Below are 18,140 nucleotides of genomic sequence, written 5' to 3'. Positions count from 1 at the left end.
ACGTTCCGCCGCTCAGACCGTTACTCAGAGGAGAAGAATCGTGACCACGAGCGCGGTGCGCGAAACGGAACACGCCATCGACGTCGCCGCTCCGGCCGAGCGGGTGTACGCGCTGATCGCCGACGTGACCAGATGGCCGGAGATCTTCCCCCCGACCGTGCACGCCGAGTGCGTGGAACGGGACGGGAACGCCGAGCTGATCCGGCTCTGGGCGACCGCGAACGGCACCCCGAAGACCTGGACGTCCCGGCGTTCGCACGACCCGGAGCGGATGAGCGTCTCGTTCCGCCAGGAGCGGTCCCAGCATCCGGTCGGCGGGATGGGCGGGACCTGGGTGGTGGAGCCCGGTTCCGGGTCCGGCTGCCGGGTGCGCCTGCTGCACGACTACTCCGCGGCGACCGGCGACCCGGCCGATCTCGACTGGATCGGCCGGGCGGTCGACCGCAACAGCGAGGCGGAGCTCCAGGCGCTCAAGACCAGCGCGGAGCTGACCGGGCCCGACCGGCTCGTCACGTTCGACGACACCGTGACCATCGACGGCGAGGCCAAGGAGGTCTACGACTTCCTCAACGAGGCCCAGCTGTGGCAGGAGCGGCTCCCGCATGTCGCCAGGGTGGTGTTGGAGGAGGAGACGCCCGGGCTGCAGATCCTCGAGATGGACACCAGCGCCAAGGACGGATCGGTGCACACCACGCGGTCCGTGCGCGTGTGCCGGCCGCACACCAGCATCCTGTACAAGCAGACCCTCCTGCCCGCGCTGCTGACGCTGCACAACGGGCAGTGGCTCATCGAGGAGGCGGACGGCGGGGGCGTGGCCGTGACGTCGCGGCACACGGTGCGCGTCAACCCCGAACGGGTCGCCGAACTCGGCGGCGGCATGGACCTGCCGACCATGCAGGAGAACGTCCGCAGGACCCTGAGCGCCAACAGCCTGGCCACGCTGCGCGCCGCGAAGGCCCACGCCGAGGGCTCCGGCCGCGGGCGCGCGGCGCCGTGACACCCCCCGGGGCGGCCGCGCCGGTCGTCATCGCCGGCGCGGGGCCGGTCGGGCTGCTGCTGGCCTGCGAGCTCGGCCGGGCCGGGGTGCCCGCCGTCGTCGTGGAGCGCCTGGGCGAGCCGATGACCGAGTCGCGGGCCGCCCAGCTCACCACGCTCACCGCCGAGCTGCTGCACGAGCGCGGGTTCGACGGCTTGCTCGGTGAGGCCGTCCACGAGCCCCGGGGGCACTTCGCCGGGCTGGGGTTCGACGCGTCCGTGCTGGACAGCGAGTTCGCGGGCAACTGGAAGGTGCCCCAGTACCGCACCGAGGCCGCCCTGGGCGAGCGCGCCGTGGCGCTCGGAGCGACCGTGCTGCGGGCACACGAGCTGACCGGGATCACCGAGCGGGCGGACCATGCCGTCTGCGAGGTCGTAGGTCCCGGCGGGCCGCTGCGGATCCGGGCGGAGTACGTGGTCGGCTGCGACGGAGCCCGCAGCACCGTGCGCCGGCTGTGCGGTTTCCCCGTGTCGGCCACCGCGCCGACCAAGGAACTGCTGAGGGCCGACGTGACCGGCATCTCGATCCGCGACCGCAGGTTCGAGCGGCTCGACGCCGGGTACGCGGTGGCGGCGACCCGCGACGGCGTCACGAGGGTGATGGTGCACGCGACCGGCCAAGCGCCCGCCGAACGCACCGGGCCGCCGCGGTTCGACGAGGTCATCCGGCTCTGGGAGAAGGTGACCGGCGAGGACATCTCCGGCGGTAACGCCATCTGGCTGGACTCCTTCGACAACAGCATGGGGCAGGCCCGCTCCTACCGGCGGGGCCGCGTGCTCCTGGCCGGCGACGCCGCCCACTGGCACATGCCGATCGGCGGCCAGGCCCTGAACGTCGGGCTGCAGGACGCGGTCAACCTCGGCTGGAGGCTCGCCGGGACGGTACGCGGCTGGGCGGCGGCCGGGCTGCTGGACGGCTACCACGACGAGCGGCATCCCGTCGCGGCGCGCGTGCTCGACCATGTCGCGGCGCAGGAGATCCTGCTGCTCGGCGGTCCCGAGATCGAGCCGCTGCGCGCCGTCCTCACCGAGCTGACCGGCCTGGACAAGGTCCGCGCCCACCTGGCGAGCGTCGCCGGCAACCTCGCCGACCGGTACGGCCCGCCCGGCCCCGAGCCGATCGGGCGGCGCATCACCGGCCACCGGCTGCGGACGGAGTCCGGCCCGCTGCGGGCGGCCGGCACCGAGCCCGTCCTCGTGCGGCTCGCACCCCCGTCCGGCGACCCCGGCCGGTTCACCATCCCCACGATTCACGCGATCGACGAAGCGGATTCCCTCCCGGGGATCACCACCATCCTCCTGCGGCCCGACGGCTACGTCGCCTGGGCCGGTGACGGCGAGGACGACCTGGACCAGGCGATCGGGCAGCTCTGCGCGGAAGGTAGGAAGGAAAATGCGAGACTTTGATGCGGACGTCATCATCGTGGGAGCCGGCCCCACCGGGCTGATGCTCGCCGGAGAGCTGGGCCTGGCCGGAGTGCGGGCGATCGTCCTGGACCGGCTGGCCGAGCCGATGAAGCAGTCGCGCGCGCTCGGCTTCTCCGCCCGCGCCATCGAGGAGTTCGACCAGCGCGGGCTGCTGCCGCGCTTCGGCGGCGTGGACACCATCCCCTTCGGCCACTTCGGCGGGCTGCTCATCGACTACCAGGTGGTCGAGGGCGGCTCCTACGGCGCGCGGGGCAAGCCCCAGTCGCTCACCGAGGAGGTCCTGGCCGAGTGGGCCGCCGAACAGGGCGCCGTGGTGCGCCGCGAGCACGAGGTGACCGGGCTGCGGTCGGATGACGACGGGGTCGAGCTGGAGGTCGTCACCCCGGCGGGCCGCGAGCACCTGCGCGCCCGCTACGTGGCCGGCTGCGACGGGGCCCGCAGCAGCGTCCGCAAGCTGATCGGCGTCGACTTCCCCGGCACGGACCCGGTCATCGAGATGTGGTTCGCGGACGTGGCCGGGTGCGATCTGCGGCCGCGCTTCGCCGGCGAGCGCGTCCCGGGCGGGATGGTCATGGTGCTGCCGCTGGGACCCGGGGTCAACCGCGTGGTCGTGTACGAGCGCGGCATGACGCGGCCGGGTGACGGCGCGCCGGGCTTCGACGACGTCGCCGCCGCGTGGAACCGGCTGACCGGCGAGGACATCAGCGGCGGGAAGCCCCTCTGGACGAGCTGGACCACCGACGCGAGCCGGCAGGCGGCGCAGTACCGGCGGGGGCGGGTGTTCCTGCTCGGCGACGCCGCGCACATCCACCTGCCGGTCGGCGCCCAGGGGATGAGCGCGGGCATCGGCGACGCCATGAACCTGGCCTGGAAGCTCGCCGCCGAGATCGGCGGCCGCGCGCCGGCGGACCTGCTGGACACCTACCACGACGAGCGGCACCCGGTCGCCGCCCGCATCCTGACCAACACCCTCGCCCAGCGCATCCTGTACCTCGGCGGCGACGAGATGGACCCGATGCGCGAGGTCATGACCGAGCTGCTGGCCCACGAGGAGGTCCAGAAGCTGCTGGTCGGCATGGTCACCGGCCTGGACATCCGCTACGACGTCGGCCCGGGCGACCACCCGCTGCTCGGCCGGCGGCTGCCGAACGCCGAACTCACCGCCGGCCCGCCGCACGGCGAGGGGGACGCCTTCCGCTTCCTGCACGCCGGCCGCGGCGTCCTGTTCGACCTGGGCGGTGACGAGAAGGTGCGCGACGCCGCCGGGCCGTGGACGGACCGGATCGACGTGGTCACCACGGCGTCCCGTCCGGACGGCGCGCTCGCCGGCGTCGACGCCGCGCTGGTGCGGCCGGACGGCTACATCGCCTGGATCGGCTCGGAGGGGTCCGGCCCGGCCGGGCTGCCGGACGCCCTGACCCGCTGGTTCGGCCTCCCGCACGACACCGACCTGGCCGCGCCCCCCGCCGCGGCGGGGGCCCGGCCGTAGCAACCGCCACCGAAGGATGCGAGGACCATGCCATTCATCAATCCCGAGAACGGCTATCTGACGGTCATCAACCTGTTCAGGACCGACGCGCCGGAGAACGTCGACCGGCTGGTCAGCGAGATGCGCGCGATCGTCGACACCGCGGCGTTCCCCGGCTGGATCTCCAGCACCGTCCACCGGGGCCAGGACGAGCCGGGGACCGCGAACTTCATCCAGTGGCGCGGGAAGGAGGACCTGGAGTCGCGGTACGCCGGTGACGAGTTCAAGCACCGCACCGTGCCGGTGTTCCATGAGATCACGACGTTCATGCGGCTGATGCAGACGGAGGTGGAACTGAGCCTGCGCCACCCCGACCAGGGCGACGTCACCGAGATCTCGCCCGACCGCGACGACTACACGGTCATCGAGATCCTCGGGGTGGCACCCGCCGACCAGAGCGAACTGATCGCCGTGCTGGGCTCGGCCTACGACTGGCTGGTGGACGTGCCCGGCTACCGTTCGCAGAGCGTGCTGCGCGGGATCCGGTCCCGCAGCCCCGGGGGCGGCGGCGACCTGGCGGCCGTCGGCACGGACAACGACTTCGTGGTGGTCTACTCGCAGTGGGACGGCAAGGAGTCCTACGACGCGTTCCGCGCGCCGGCCGGGGACGAACCGCCGGTCGCGCGCCGCAAGTCCCAGGACAAGCGGAACGCGCTGGTGACCGCCACCGACGTGAACACCTACCGCGTCGTCCACACCCGGTCCGCGTCAGAGTCCGCGCTCGCCTGACCGGCCGCACCCACGCCCGCGGCCCCCGGCTTGCCATAGCCGGGGGCCGCGGGCTCTTGCGTTCAGCGGGCATGGTCACCAGGCGATCGTCTCCCAGTGCCACTTGGAGTCGAACTCGGTGATCTCGATGTCCGCGCCGCCGGCGGCCAGCGCGGCGGCGAGGCCCGTGGCCTTCGCGACGAGGCCCGAGACGCGATGCGCGGCCAGCAGGTCCTGCTCGTCGAACGGCAGCCCCTCGCAGCGCAGCAGCCGCAGGTCGACGAACCCGTCGAACGTCCGCCCGAGCACCTCCACCGCCTGCGGGCTGCGGATGCTGTAGCGCACCTTGGCGGCGACATGGCCGTGATGGTGCTGGTCGGAGTGGTAGGCGATGTCCGGGATCGTGGGCGGTACGAAGTGGTCACGGGCCACGACCTCGGGAACCTTCGGGAGGTTGCCGGCCAGGAAGTGCCACGAGTTGTACTGCATCCGCGCGGAGATCGACCACGCGGTGTCGGCCAGATGCGCGGGCGACTCCCCGAAGTACTTCCGGGCCTCCGGGGCGGGCACGACGCAGCAGAAGAAGTGCGGCATGTCCCAGGTGACGATCTTGGGCCAGTCCCGCGCGCGCAGCGCCTCGATCAGCGCGGTCGGCGACCGCATGCCGCGGCTCATCGCGAAGTCGGCGTCGAACGCCGCCGTCGCCGCGCGCACGGTCTCGTACACCAGGGACCCCAGGCCGGTGCCGAACCCGCCGTGCGGCTCGGCCAGCCAGCCGGGCGACGCCTCGATCCCGGTGCCCATCTCCCCGAGCGTGCCGCCGGAGACCGGGAGCCGGTCGCGCAGGCGCGCGCACAGCTCCGCCTCCAGCCGCCGCGCGTCGCCGGAGGGGGCGCCGGCGATCCGCTCGACCTTGTGCATCAGCGGGCCGTGGATCTCGCGGTAGAGCCGGACCTTAGCGGAGATCTCACGGCGCCGCCCGGCGATCGCCCCGGCGAGGTCGTGCAGCGCCGCCACCCTGGTCGAGGCCGCGGGCGGGACCGGCCGCCCGCCGGGGACGCCGTTGTACGCCAGGCGGATCCGTTCGAGCAGGCGGGCCACGTGGTCGATGGTCAGCTGCGTCCCGTTGGCCTCCTCGATCCGGGCGAACCCCGCCGACCGGATCAGCAGCGTGAGGCAGACCACCATCAGCACGTCGTCGTCCGACCACAGCTCCAGCGGGACGTCCGCAAGGCTGCTCAGCGCGCAGTCCGGATGTCCCGGCCACAGCGTCTTCCCGGTCAGCGTGTTCCGGTCGCGGAAGTTGGTGTACCGCCGGTCCCCGGCGTACAGCACGAACGGCGCCGTGCGGAGGGCCGCCTCTTTCAGGTCGTCCAGCAGGTCCCGGCGGCCGCCGGTGCCCGCCGCGGCCAGCCACGCGCGGCAGTCGGCGACCGACTCGCGCGACCGTGCGGCGGCGCTGGCCAGTTCGGCCTGGTAGTCCGCCAGATCCCGGGCGGACCACGGCACCCGCAGCACGCCCCCCACGAGGTCCTCCGCGCCGGACAGCGGGCCCTTCGACGGGACGCGCACGACGACGCGCCCGCTCGTGTTCAGCCCGATCTCGCCGAGGAACGCGGCCCCGGCGCCACCGCCCGGCGGATCGCAGGCCCGTCCGTCCTCCCGCCAGGACCGGCCGAACAGGACCTTCAGCGCGCACTCGTCCGGAAGGGGCAGGGCGCGCAGTTGGACGTCCGCCGGGACGTGCCCGGCGAGCGTGAGCAGCGTGTCCACGGCCGCGGGCAGATCGGGTGCGGCGGCGGCCTGCCGCCAGGTCCGCTTGAGCAGCCCGGGGAACCCGGCGTCCGCGGCCACCGGGTAGTCCGGCTCGGCGGCCGTTCCGGCCCGCCGGCCGAGCCGGCTGGGCCGGCGGCTCTGCCGCGCCTTCGCCAGCGCGGCCTTCCGGGACAGCGCGGTGTCCCGCTCGGTGGGCAGGGTCATGCCGATCCTCCGGCCGTCAGTTCGATGTGATCCCACAACTGGTCGCCGGTCGGCGCCCACTGCTCGTCCACGTAGATGCAGTCCACGGGGCAGACCATTACGCACACCGGGCAGCCGGAGCACAGCTCGGGGACGATCACCACGTCGAGGCCGCGATCGAATATCGCCCCGAATTCGGGCGGGCAGTTGCGCAGGCACAGATCGCACGTGATGCATTCCGACGTCTCGATGCGACGCGGTGGCTTCTTCCAGTTCTCGTTGCGTGATCGCTGCATGATCCGCTCGGCACGCCCGGTGCCGGCATTGGCGGTACTGTCCTTCGCCCACGGCATTTCTTGCTCTCACCTCGGCTTCCTGGTGCGGCCCGGGCCCGTGTCGCAGGGCCCCGGGCGTGAGATCAGGCCGCTCTCAGCGGGCGCGCTCGAGGAGCGCGCCCAGGATGCCGTCCCACAGCCGCGTCCGGGCCGCGAGCGCCAAATTGATCGTCTCTTCGCACTCCGCCCACTTGGCGTCGTCCGCGCCGCACAGGTCCGCGAGCATCCGCATCGCCATCGGCGTGTGCTCCTCGCTGTCCACCTGGATGTGCCTGCGCAGGTAGTCGACGAAGGTCGACAGCGCACCGGCCTCGGCGTTGAGCGCGGCGACCTGGTCGAACATGTCGGGGATCAGGTCCTCGCGGCCGAACGCGAAGGCCGCGGCCTGGCGATGCACGGGGGCGTTGCCGATGAGCTCCCACGTCGTGGCCACGAACTCGGCCGCGGGCTCCGGCACGCCCGCCTCCCGCACCGCCGGCGGCACCGGCCGGCCCGCCCGCAGCAGGCCGATGAAGGCGTCGACGCGCGCCGTGTCGGCGCCCGCCTGGCGCATGCCGTCCAGGTACAGCTCGAAATGGCTGATGAAGCCGTCGCCGAGTTCGTCGCTCTCCTCGACCAGGACGATGTCGTTGATGAGCCTGCGGCTGCCGGTGTGCCCCGACGGAACCCAGGGCACCTGGACGCAGGTCAGGTGGCGCTGCAGCGACTTCAGCAGCGACATGAAGTCCCACACCGCGAACACGTGGTGCTCCATGAACGTGACCACCGCGTCCACGGTGTTCAGCTGGTGGTACAACGGGTGGCCGATGACCTTCTGGCGGGCCGGCTCGATGGCGTCTTTGAGCTTGTCGATGGCGGAATGGGTCTCGCCCCAGTCGTACCGTGACACGGCGGTTCTCCCTCTCGTCAGGGTGGCCGGAAATTCCGGTTTCAGAAGACACCGAAGTATTCGCGGTGCTCCCATTCGGTGACCTCGGCCGCGATCTCGCCGGCGGTGAGGCCTTCTGCCGCGCACCATGCGTCGAACCGCGCGGCCTCGCTTTCCTTGAGCTTCGTCAGGCAGGTCTTGAGCGGTGCTCCGAGCAGTTCCTCGGCGCGGACGCTCCCGCGGAACGCGTCCAGCGCCTCGCGGAGCGACCCCGGCAGGGCGGGACGGCCGGTCCGGTTCGCCGGAGCGCCGGAGAGCAGCCCCTCCAGGCCGGCGTGGAGCTGGGAGGCGATGGCCAGGTAGGGGTTCGCGCACGGTTCCCCGATCCGGTTCTCGACGTGCGTCGCGCTGTCGCCGCTGAGCACGCGGACCATCGCGCTGCGGTCCTCGAAGCGCCAGTCGGCCGCGGTGGGGGCCAGCGTGAACCCAGGGGCCATCCGCCGGTAGCCGTTCACGGTCGGGACCGACAGCAGGACGAACTCCCGCGCGTGCGACAGCAGGCCCTCGACATAGCCCTCGCCCTCGGGGGAGATGGCGTCCGGCGCGCCGCCGCCCGGCGCGAACACGTTGCGGTCCGTCTTCGTGCTCGTGACGGACTGGTGCAGGTGCCAGCCGCTGGGGTCGAAGCCGTCCAGGCGCGGCAGGGTCATGAACGACGCGTGGAAGCCGCGGCGCCTGCAGGCCCGCTTGACCTGGGTGCGGAGCAGCAGCATCGCGTCGGCCGCGTCCATGGCCAGCATCGGGCCGAAGGTCGTCTCGAGCTGCCCGGGCCCGGACTCGTGCTCGATCGAGCGTAGCGGCAGGCCGAGCGCCATGAGCATCGTCGCCAGCGGGTCCGCCACCTCGGCCACCGAGTCGTAGTGGGCGTCGAGGTTGAACTGGTAGCCGGAGTTCACGGCCTCCACCGCCGGGGCGGGGCCCTGCAGGCCGAAGCCGTTCCCCGCGTTGCCCGGCGGCCCGCCGGCCAGGCGCGTGAGGTACCACTCGACCTCCAGCCCGATGACCGGGGCCAGATCGTGTTTGGCGTACTCGGCGACGACACGGCGCAGGACGTCGCGGGAGGCGAGCGGGTGCGGCGAGCCGTCGCGCAGGTACTCGTTCCCGAGCACCCAGGCCGTCCTCGGCTCGCTCCCGGGCAGGACCTGGAACGTGCGCGGATCCGGGACGAGGACGAAGTCGCCCGCGCCCAGCAGCTCGCCGACCCCCACGCCGGAGTCGGCGAGGAAGTCCACGGCGACGGCATGGCCGGTGTCGAAGAGGAACGGCCCGGCGCTGAAGTCCATGCCGTTGCGCAGCACCGTGCGGAAGACGTCCGCGGGTACGGTCTTGGACCGGGCCAGCCCGTGCGGGTCGCCGAACACGACCCGCACGAGATCGACCTCGTCCAGCTCCACCTCGACCCGCTCGGCCGCGGCGGCCTGCCGGTCGTCCCAGAGCGCGAACTCGGTCACGAACGCGGGTCGCCCGACGCCGCCGTCGCCGCCGCGCAGGGACCATGGCCGGGAAAGCACGATCATTCTCCTTTCGGTCGCGGGGCCGGGGGCATCGGCGCGGGGCCGAGCTCCGCCTCGACGCGGCCGGCCGCCGACAGCACCAGGTCGTCGTCGCCGACCCGGCCCACGAGCTGCAGCCCGACCGGGAGCCCGCGGGCGGTGACGCCGACGGGAAGTGACAGGGCCGGCTGGCCGGTGATGTTGAACGGGTAGGTGGCGGGCGACCATCCGAGCCATAGCAGGTCGTCCGGGTCGGCCGCCCAGGGCGGCGCGATCGCGTCGGCGGCGAACGGCTCCGCGGGGACGGTCGCCATGGCCAGCAGGTCGTAGCCCTCCATCACCGAGCCCAGCCTCGCCCGCAGGGCCAGCCGGGCCTCCGCGGCGCGCATGACCGCCGCGCCGCTCAGGGTGCGCCCGTAGCGCACGATCGCGAGCCGGCCCGCGTCGCACCACTGCTCGTCCTGCGGCGGCGTGCCGGCCGCCTCGGCCGCGGCGAGCACGTCCACCAGGGCGGCGTACGGGTCGGGGAACGGCACATCGAGGCGGTCGACGCGGTGCCCCAGCCCGGCCAGCACCGGCAGGACGTCCTCGGTGACCCTGCGGACCTCGCCGGACGTGCGCGGGAACTCGATCCAGCCGATGCGCAGCGCGGCGGGCTCCGTGGCGGGGACGGGAGGGCCGGTCACCGAGTCCGGGTCGCGCGGGTCCGGGCCGGCCAGCACGGGCATGAGAGCGGCGACGTCGGCCACGCTGCGCGCGAGCGGCCCGACATGGGCCAGCCCGTCAGCGCAGGGCGGCACGTAGGGGACCCGGCCGAAGGACGGCTTGAACCCGACCACACCGCAGAACGACGCCGGGATGCGGACCGACCCCGCCCCGTCGGTACCGATCGACGCGGTGCACAGGCCCGCCGCCACCGCGGCGGCGGACCCGCCGCTCGATCCTCCGGCGGACCTGTCGCGCGCCCAGGGATTGCGGGTGGGGGCGGCCACCCTGCTCACCGTGCTCGCGCTCCACCCGTGCTCCGACGTCGCCGTCTTGCCCACCACGATCGCGCCCGCCGCGCGGAGGCGGGCCACGGCGGGCGGGTCGGCGGCGCCGCGGTGGTTGGGCAGCAGCGACCCCCGCCGGGTGGGGAGGTCCCGCGTCTGGATGAGGTCCTTCACCGACACCGGCACCCCGAGCAGCGGCCGGTCGCGGAAGGCGGCCTCGCCGAGGCGGGCGATGAGCCGGTCGGCCGCCTCCGCCTCCCGCAGCGCGCCGGCGCCCGCGACGGCGACGAACGCGCCCAGTTCCGCGTGGGTTTCGTGGATGGCGTCGAGAACGGCCCGCGTGTGCTCGGCGACGGTGGCATGGCCCCGCAGAAACGACCGCCTCGTCTCCCGTATATCGCGGCAGATCGGCTGCCTGTCTCTCGCGACGTTGATGACTGACACGGGGACAACTACAGGACATCGGCTAATGTCGTGCAAGTGGCGGACCGGCGGGGAAAGGGAATGCGCGGCAAGCTCGGAGAAAAACGCCGCCATCAGCGGAGATTCGGCCCGTTCAACCGTTGTTCGAACCGATGATTGAACGGGAGCACGGACGGAGAAAGTCGACGGTCCGCAAAAGTCCGGCTATACACCGCGCCGAGTCGATGAGTATCCTGCCGCAGGCGGATATGCCTGGGGAGGGCCACGAAATGATAGCTCGCTATTCGCTGCCCGAGATGGCGGAACTCTGGACCGATCAGGCCCGCTATGCCACCTGGGCCGAAGTGGAAGTCCTGGCGTCGCAGGCGCAGGCGCTGCTCGGCCGGGTCCCGGAGGACGCATTGGCGGACATCCGGCGCGCCCGGGTGCCGTCGGCCGCGCGGGTGGCGGAACTCGAACGCGAGCGCGACCACGAGATCCTCGCCTTCCTCGCCGCCTTCTGCGCGGACATCCCGGACGACTCCGCCCGGTGGGTGCACCTGGGCATGACGAGCTATGACCTCGTGGACACCGCGCTGGGCCACACCCTCGCCCGCGCCTGCGACCTCCTGATCGGTGCGGTGGCACGGCTTCGCGGCGTCCTGGCCGACAAGGCGGCCGAGCACCGGAACACGGTGTGCATCGGGCGCACCCACGGGATGCACGCGGAGCCCACGACGTTCGGCCACAAGCTCGCCGGGTTCGCCTTCGCGATCGACCGCTCCCTCCGGCGGCTCGAGGCCGCGCGCGAGGAGGTCGCGGTGGGCACGATCTCCGGGTCCGTCGGGACCTACGCGCTGATCGACCCGTTCGTCGAGGAGTACGTGTGCGGGCGGCTCGGCCTCGGCGTGGAGTCCGTGCCGAGCCAGGTCGTGGCCCGCGACCGGCACGCCCAGCTCGTGCAGGCGGTGGCGGCGCTCGGCGCGTGCGTCGAGCAGATCGCCACCGAGGTGCGGCTGCTGTCGCGCACCGAGGTCCGCGAGGTCGAGGAGAGCCGGACCGGCGGCTACCAGGGGTCGAGCGCCATGCCGCACAAGCGCAACCCGACCACCAGCGAGCGCCTGGCCGGGCTGGCCCGGCTGCTGCGCGGGTACGCGGGGACGATGCTGGAGGACGTGGCGCTCTGGCACGAGCGGGACCTGTCCCACTCGTCCGTCGAGCGGGTGGTCCTGCCGGACGCGATGATCCTGGCGCACTACCAGGCGACCGCGGCGGCGGACCTGGTCGCCGGGCTCCAGGTGTTCCCGGACCGGATGCGCGCCGCGATCGACCAGACCGGCGGCGTGGTCTACAGCTCGGCCGTGCTGGCCGACCTGCTGGAGGGCGGCACGGAGCGGGAGCGGGCCTACCGGGCCGTCCAGGCGGCCGCGGACGGCGCCGTCTCCTCCCGCGCGGATTTCGGCACCCTGCTCCGGGCCGAGGGGATCGATATCGGCCCGCTTCGCCCGGAGCGTTTCCTGGCCCACCATGATGTGGTCTTCAAGCGATTGGAATCCCTCCGTGACATGGGACATTAAGCGCGAGAATGGCACCGAGCTGAACCTGGACGACGTCCTCGAGGTGTACCGGTCATCGGGTCTGGGCGAACGCCGGCCGATCGCGGAGACCGAACGCATGGCGGCGATGGTGCGGAACGCCAACCTGGTCCTCACGTGCCGGATCGAGGGCGCGCTCGTGGGCATCGCGCGCAGCATCTCCGACTTCTCCTACGTGACCTATCTCTCCGACATAGCGGTCACGCGTGCGCACCAGCGGTCCGGTATCGGGCGCGCCCTCATCGACGCGACGCGCAAAGAGGCTCCGCAGGCCAAGATCGTGCTGCTGTCGGCGCCCGCCGCGACGGACTACTACCCGCACATCGGATTCACCCGGCACGATTCCGCCTGGGTGCTGAACCCGTAGCAGGCCCCCGCCGATCCGGTCGGGTGTTCGTCCGCGCGTTCTCCTCAGTTGAACCCGGTCAGGCCGTCCGTCGCCGTCAGGCGCCCGCGGTCGTTCATCTCCGCGTCACGGCGGACGAGCGCCGCGTAGTGGCCGCCGAGGGCGAGCAGCTCGTCGTGCGTGCCCCGTTCGGCGATCTCGCCGGCGTCCAGGACGATGATCTCGTCGGCGTCCCGGATCGTGGAGAGCCGGTGCGCGATCGTGATCGTGGTGCGGCCCGCGCTCGCCGCGTCGATGGCCTCCTGCACGGCCTGCTCGGTCTGCGTGTCGAGGGCGCTGGTGGCCTCGTCCAGCACGAGGATGGGCGGATCGCGCAGGATGGCGCGGGCGATCGCCAGGCGCTGCTTCTCCCCGCCGGAGAACCGGTATCCGCGCTCGCCGACCATCGTCGCGTAGCCGTCGGGCAGCGACATCAGGTGGTCGTGGATGTGCGCGACCCGCGCCGCCGCGACGAGCTCCTCGTCGGTCGCGTCGGGCTTGGCGAACCGCAGGTTGTCGGCGACCGAGGCGTGGAAGAGGTAGGTCTCTTGGAAGACCATGCCGACCGCGGCGGCGAGCGCGTCAAAGGACATGTCCCGCACGTCGGTGCCGTCGATGGTCACCCGGCCGGACGTCGCGTCGTACAGCCGCGGGACGAGGTAGCTGAGGGTGGTCTTGCCCGATCCGGTCTCGCCGACGATCGCCAGCGTCCGCCCGGCGGGGACGGTCACGTCGATGCCGTTGAGCGTCGGCCGCTCCACGCCGGGATAGGAGAAGCGGACACCGTGCAGGCTCAGCTCCCCGCGCGGTCTCGCCGCGGCGACGGGGTGCCGCGGCTCGGCGATGTCGACGGGCAGGTCGAGGTACTCGAAGATGCGGCCGAACAGTTCCAGCGAACTCTGGATCTCCACCCCGGCGTCCATGAGCGAGACCGCCGGCCGCAGCAGGTTCTGCTGCAGGGTGGTGAACGCGACCAGCGTGCCGATGGAGACCGCCATGTGGTCGCCGCGGCCGGTCAGCCCGGCCACCCAGTAGACCACCGCGGGCATCGAGGCCATCACGATCCACGTCAGCGACTGCGTCCAGCGGCCCGCCATGTTGGAGCGGACCTCCAGATCGGAGAGCCTGTCTGATTCGCGGGCGAAGTTCTCGGTCAGCGACCGGGAGCGGCCCATGGTGTGGCCGAGCAGGATGCCGCTCACCGACAGCGACTCCTGCACGATCGATGAGATCGCGGCGTGCTGGCGCTGCCGGTCGCGCGTGATGCGGCGGCGCTCGGCCCCCACGCGGCGGCTCACCCAGACGAAGAAGGGCACCATCACCACCGACACGAGCGTGAGCCGCCAGTCCAGGACGGTCATGGCGACGACCGTGGCGACCACGATGGTCAGGTCGGACACCAGCGTCGTCGCGGTGGTCGTCACGGTCGCCTGCATGTCGCCGATGTCGTTGGCGATGCGCGACTGCACCTCGCCGGTGCGGGTCCTGGTGTAGAACGCCAGCGACATGCGCTGCAGGTGCGCGTACACGGCGGTGCGCAGGTCGTGCATGACGCGCTGGCCGACCTTGGTGGACACGTAGGCCTGCAGGACGCTGATCGAGCTGTTGGCGATCGACACGACGATCATGCCGAGGGCGAGCAGGCTCAGCAGGCCCGTCCGTCCCCGGGGCAGGGCGACGTCCACGATCTCTCGGATCAGGAACGGGTTGACGAGCGAGACCAGCGACGAGGCGCCGACGAGGACGGCGACGAACAGCAGGCTCCACCGGTACGGGCCGAACAGCCGGACGATGCGCCGCACCGACACCTGAGAGGCGGCGGCGGTCGATTCGGCGGAATTCACAAGGGCTCCTCATGGTCGGTCAGGGAGTACGAGCACCCCGGCCGGCGCAGGAGTCCATGGCGATTCCGCGAGCCGAGGGCGACGCCTACCGCAAGCGCTTCACCATCGCCGCCCATTCGGCGCGCTCCGCTTCCGAAAGCGCCGGCTCGGGCCGCTCCTCCGGGTCGTCGCCTGCCTCGTCCGTCCGAGGGTCGATCCACAGGGGCCCCATCAACATCGGCCCCATCAGCATCAGTCCCTCGCCGATCTGCTCGAACGCGGCGAGCAGCGCGGACCTGATCCGCCGGCATCTCATCGGCATCCCCTGCGTGACCTGGAAAAAGGCGATCGGCCTGCCGGGCTAGTCCGCGGGGGCGGGCGAGACGTACACGTCGCCGTCCTCGACCTTGACCCGGTAGGTGGCGACCGGCCGGGTCGCCGGCGGGTTGGTGGGCTTGCCGGTGCGCAGGTCGAAGCAGGATCCGTGCAGCCAGCACTCGATCGTGCCGTCGTACACCTCGCCCTCGGTGAGGGCGACCTCCGCGTGCGAGCACAGGTCGTCGAGCGCGTAGACGCCGTCGCCGCTGCGCACCACCGCGATCGGCGTGTCGTCGTCGAGCCGCGCGGCGATCGCGCCGTCGGCCGGAATCTCATCGAGCGGGCAGACCTTGATGAAGCTCATCGGTCCGTCTCCGCCCCGATCGCCCATTCCGAGGCGGGCAGGCGACGATCCACGGCATTCTCCATCCGTAGGGCGGGCAACCGGCCATCGTCACTGTGCGGGACGGCTCTCAAGGGAGCCCCGAGGGAGGGTCGAAGCATCCTGGAGCCGCGTCCGCCCGCCCCGGACGCGAGGGTGTGCCCGGCCCCGGCGTGGCCGGCCGGTCAGGAATGGAGAAGCGCCGCCGATCGGCCCGCGGCTAGCGTGACCTGCATGGACATCGCCATTCGAGGGAGCCTCCCGCCGCGGCTTCCAGGAACGGGCCTGCCGGGATCACGGGTTCGCGCCTGCGGCGTACCCGATCCCGCGGGCACTATGGTCCGCATCCAGGAGCTGCGCTGAGCGGCCGTCGATCAGGCCCGCCCGACAGATGGAGTCATGATGAACATGGTCACGGGGACGGACACGCGGCCCGCCGAGCCGCACGCCGCCGACGTCCACGATCTGATCCGCGTGCACGGGGCGCGGGAGAACAACCTCAAGGACGTCAGCGTCGAGATCCCGAAGCGTCGGCTGACGGTGTTCACGGGGGTCTCCGGCTCGGGCAAGAGCTCGCTGGTCTTCGCCACGATCGCCGCCGAGTCGCAGCGGCTGATCAACGCGACCTACAGCGCCTTCGTGCAGGGCCTGATGCCGACGATGGCGCGGCCCGAGGTGGACGTCCTGGACGGGCTGACGACGGCGATCATCGTGGACCAGGAGCGGCTGGGCGCCAACGTCCGCTCCACGGTGGGCACCGCGACCGACGCCAACGCGATGCTGCGGATCCTGTTCAGCCGGCTCGGGCGGCCGCACATCGGCCCGCCGAACGCGTTCGCCTTCAACGTCCCCTCGGTCAGCGCCAAGGGCGCCATCACGGTCCAGCGCGGCGCCGACAAGGGCAAGGCCGTGAAGGCGACCTACACCCGCACCGGCGGCATGTGCCCGAACTGCGAGGGCCGCGGCACGGTCTCCGACATCGACATCGCCCAGCTGTACGACGCGTCCAAGTCCCTCACCGAGGGAGCGATCACCGTCCCGGGCTACAAGGCGGACGGATGGTCGGTGCGCTACTTCACCGCTTCGGGCTTCCTCGACCCGGACAAGGCGATCCGGGACTACACCGAGCAGGAGCTCCACGACTTCCTCTACAAGGAACCGACCAAGGTGAAGATCGAGAAGACCAACATCACCTACGAGGGGCTGGTGCCGCAGATCCGCAGGTCGTTCCTGTCCAAGGACCCGGAGACGATGCAGCCGCACGTCCGGGCGTTCGCGGACCGGGCGGTCACCTTCACCGACTGCCCGGAGTGCGGCGGCACCAGGCTCGCGGAGCCGGCCCGGTCGTCGAAGATCAAGGGGATCAGCATCGCCGACGCCTGCGCGATGCAGATCAGCGACCTCGCCGGATGGGTGCGGGAGCTGGACGAGCCGTCGGTGGCCCCGCTGCTGACGGCGCTCGGGAACACCCTGGACTCGTGCACGGAGATCGGGCTGGGCTACCTGTCGCTGGACCGGCCCTCCAGCACGCTGTCGGGCGGCGAGGCGCAGCGCATCAAGATGATCCGCCACCTCGGGTCGTCGCTCACCGACGTGACCTACATCTTCGACGAGCCGACCATCGGGCTGCACCCGCACGACATCGACCGGATGCACCACCTGCTGCTGCGGCTGCGGGACAAGGGCAACACGGTGCTGGTCGTGGAGCACAAGCCGGAGACGATCGCGATCGCCGACCACATCGTCGACCTCGGTCCCGGCGCCGGCACGGCGGGCGGCACCATCTGCTTCGAGGGGAGCCCCGCGGGGCTGCGGGCCGGCGACACCATCACCGGCCGCCATTTCGACGACCGGGCACGGCTCAAGGACGAGGTGCGCCGCCCGGCCGGCCGGCTGGAGATCCGCGGCGCGAACGCGCACAACCTGCAGGACGTGGACGTCGACGTCCCCCTGGGGGTGCTGGTCGTGGTCACGGGGGTGGCGGGCTCGGGCAAGAGCTCGCTGATCCACGGCTCGATCCCGTCCGGCGCGGGCGTGGTGGCGATCGGCCAGGGCGCGATCAAGGGCTCGCGGCGCAGCAACCCCGCGACCTACACCGGGCTGCTCGAACCGATCCGCAAGGCGTTCGCGAAGGCCAACGGGGTGAAGCCGGCGCTGTTCAGCTCCAACTCCGAGGGCGCCTGCCCCACTTGCAACGGCAACGGCGTCATCTACACCGAGCTGGGATTCATGGACACCGTCTCCACCCCCTGCGAGGACTGCGAGGGCAAGCGGTTCCTGGCGTCGGTGCTGGAGTACCACCTCGGCGGCCGCGACATCGCCGAGGTGCTGGCGATGCCGGTGGCGGAGGCCGCGGAGTTCTTCGGCGCGGGCGAGGCGCGCACGCCCGCGGCCCACAAGATCCTGCAGCGGCTCGACGACGTCGGGCTCGGCTACCTCAGCCTGGGCCAGCCGCTCAGCACGCTGTCCGGCGGCGAGCGGCAGCGGCTCAAGCTCGCGACCCACATGGCCGAGGACGGCGGGGTCTACATCCTCGACGAGCCGACCGCCGGCCTGCACCTGGCCGACATCGAGCACCTGCTGGGCCTGCTCGACCGGCTCGTGGACGCCGGCAGGTCGGTCATCGTGATCGAGCACCACCAGGCGGTCATGGCGCACGCCGACTGGATCATCGACCTCGGCCCCGGCGCCGGCCACGACGGCGGCCGGGTCGTCTTCGAAGGCACGCCGGCGGACCTGGTCGCCGCCCGATCCACCCTCACCGGCGAGCACCTCGCGACCTACGTCGGAGCGTGACCGGCGCCGCCGGACCGTGGCGGCGCCCGTCCG

The 18,140-nt window shown here is 72.2% G+C and carries 15 protein-coding genes; 8 read left to right on the top strand and 7 right to left on the bottom strand.

All coding sequences use genetic code 11. The features are described from left to right. Positions 1-40 precede the first annotated feature (40 nt). Genes AB0881_RS06875 through AB0881_RS06860 form a run of 4 tightly spaced genes read left to right on the top strand, consistent with a single transcriptional unit; the run spans position 41 to position 4,720 of the window. Entirely contained in the window at positions 41-997 is a 957-nt protein-coding gene (locus AB0881_RS06875; protein WP_366614871.1) for an aromatase/cyclase, read from the top strand. Beyond that, entirely contained in the window at positions 994-2,442 is a 1,449-nt protein-coding gene (locus AB0881_RS06870) for an FAD-dependent monooxygenase (protein ID WP_366614870.1), read from the top strand. The genes AB0881_RS06875 and AB0881_RS06870 overlap by 4 nt, the downstream gene beginning before the upstream one ends. Next, on the top strand, positions 2,429-3,952 hold the full coding sequence (locus tag AB0881_RS06865) for an FAD-dependent monooxygenase (protein WP_366614868.1): 1,524 nt from the start codon (positions 2,429-2,431) through the stop codon (positions 3,950-3,952). The genes AB0881_RS06870 and AB0881_RS06865 overlap by 14 nt, the downstream gene beginning before the upstream one ends. Positions 3,953-3,979: 27 nt before the next feature. Further along, positions 3,980-4,720: a hypothetical protein gene (locus tag AB0881_RS06860; RefSeq protein WP_366614867.1), complete on the top strand. Its 741-nt coding sequence runs from the start codon at positions 3,980-3,982 to the stop codon at positions 4,718-4,720. 75 nt (positions 4,721-4,795) lie between these two features. On the opposite strand, the gene AB0881_RS06855 is transcribed toward AB0881_RS06860, so the two are convergent. From AB0881_RS06855 to AB0881_RS06835, 5 genes are all read right to left on the bottom strand, one after another. Beyond that, positions 4,796-6,679: a hypothetical protein gene (locus AB0881_RS06855; RefSeq protein WP_366614865.1), complete on the bottom strand. Its 1,884-nt coding sequence runs from the start codon at positions 6,677-6,679 to the stop codon at positions 4,796-4,798. Further along, a complete protein-coding gene (locus AB0881_RS06850) occupies positions 6,676-7,011 on the bottom strand; it encodes a 4Fe-4S dicluster-binding protein (protein ID WP_366614863.1) in 336 nt (111 codons plus the stop codon). The genes AB0881_RS06855 and AB0881_RS06850 overlap by 4 nt, the downstream gene beginning before the upstream one ends. A gap of 76 nt (positions 7,012-7,087) precedes the next feature. After that, on the bottom strand, positions 7,088-7,882 hold the full coding sequence (locus tag AB0881_RS06845) for a DUF3050 domain-containing protein (protein ID WP_366614861.1): 795 nt from the start codon (positions 7,880-7,882) through the stop codon (positions 7,088-7,090). 41 nt (positions 7,883-7,923) lie between these two features. Then, on the bottom strand, positions 7,924-9,432 hold the full coding sequence (locus AB0881_RS06840) for a glutamine synthetase family protein (protein ID WP_366614860.1): 1,509 nt from the start codon (positions 9,430-9,432) through the stop codon (positions 7,924-7,926). A gap of 2 nt (positions 9,433-9,434) precedes the next feature. Beyond that, positions 9,435-10,850, bottom strand: coding sequence for an amidase family protein (locus tag AB0881_RS06835; protein WP_366614859.1), 1,416 nt, complete (start codon positions 10,848-10,850; stop codon positions 9,435-9,437). A gap of 248 nt (positions 10,851-11,098) precedes the next feature. On the opposite strand from AB0881_RS06835, the gene purB reads away from it, so the two are divergent. Then, on the top strand, positions 11,099-12,385 hold the full coding sequence (gene purB / locus AB0881_RS06830; RefSeq protein ID WP_366614858.1) for an adenylosuccinate lyase: 1,287 nt from the start codon (positions 11,099-11,101) through the stop codon (positions 12,383-12,385). Continuing rightward, positions 12,369-12,770 carry a GNAT family N-acetyltransferase gene (locus tag AB0881_RS06825; protein WP_366614857.1) on the top strand — a complete coding sequence of 134 codons (402 nt, stop codon included), beginning with the start codon at positions 12,369-12,371 and terminating at the stop codon, positions 12,768-12,770. The genes purB and AB0881_RS06825 overlap by 17 nt, the downstream gene beginning before the upstream one ends. A gap of 44 nt (positions 12,771-12,814) precedes the next feature. Here AB0881_RS06825 and AB0881_RS06820 read toward each other — a convergent pair whose 3' ends face one another. Beyond that, positions 12,815-14,632, bottom strand: a complete 1,818-nt coding sequence (locus AB0881_RS06820; RefSeq protein ID WP_366614855.1) for an ABC transporter ATP-binding protein — start codon at positions 14,630-14,632, stop codon at positions 12,815-12,817. Between the two features lie 56 nt (positions 14,633-14,688). Here AB0881_RS06820 and AB0881_RS06815 point away from each other — a divergent pair, with 56 nt between their 5' ends. Continuing rightward, positions 14,689-14,976, top strand: a complete 288-nt coding sequence (locus tag AB0881_RS06815; protein WP_366614854.1) for a hypothetical protein — start codon at positions 14,689-14,691, stop codon at positions 14,974-14,976. Here AB0881_RS06815 and AB0881_RS06810 read toward each other — a convergent pair. Further along, entirely contained in the window at positions 14,973-15,293 is a 321-nt protein-coding gene (locus AB0881_RS06810; protein WP_366614853.1) for a non-heme iron oxygenase ferredoxin subunit, read from the bottom strand. The two genes, AB0881_RS06815 and AB0881_RS06810, sit on opposite strands and share 4 nt — an antisense overlap. Positions 15,294-15,713: 420 nt before the next feature. Here AB0881_RS06810 and AB0881_RS06805 point away from each other — a divergent pair, with 420 nt between their 5' ends. After that, the gene (locus tag AB0881_RS06805) at positions 15,714-18,107 is read left to right on the top strand and encodes an excinuclease ABC subunit UvrA (RefSeq protein WP_366614851.1); all 2,394 of its coding nucleotides are present in this window, start codon (positions 15,714-15,716) and stop codon (positions 18,105-18,107) included. Positions 18,108-18,140 lie beyond the last annotated feature (33 nt).

Source organism: Spirillospora sp. NPDC029432 (genome assembly GCF_040703975.1).
Lineage (GTDB): Bacteria > Actinomycetota > Actinomycetes > Streptosporangiales > Streptosporangiaceae > Spirillospora.
Note: the sequence above shows the minus strand (reverse complement) of the source record. Positions and strands in the feature narration are given on the sequence as shown.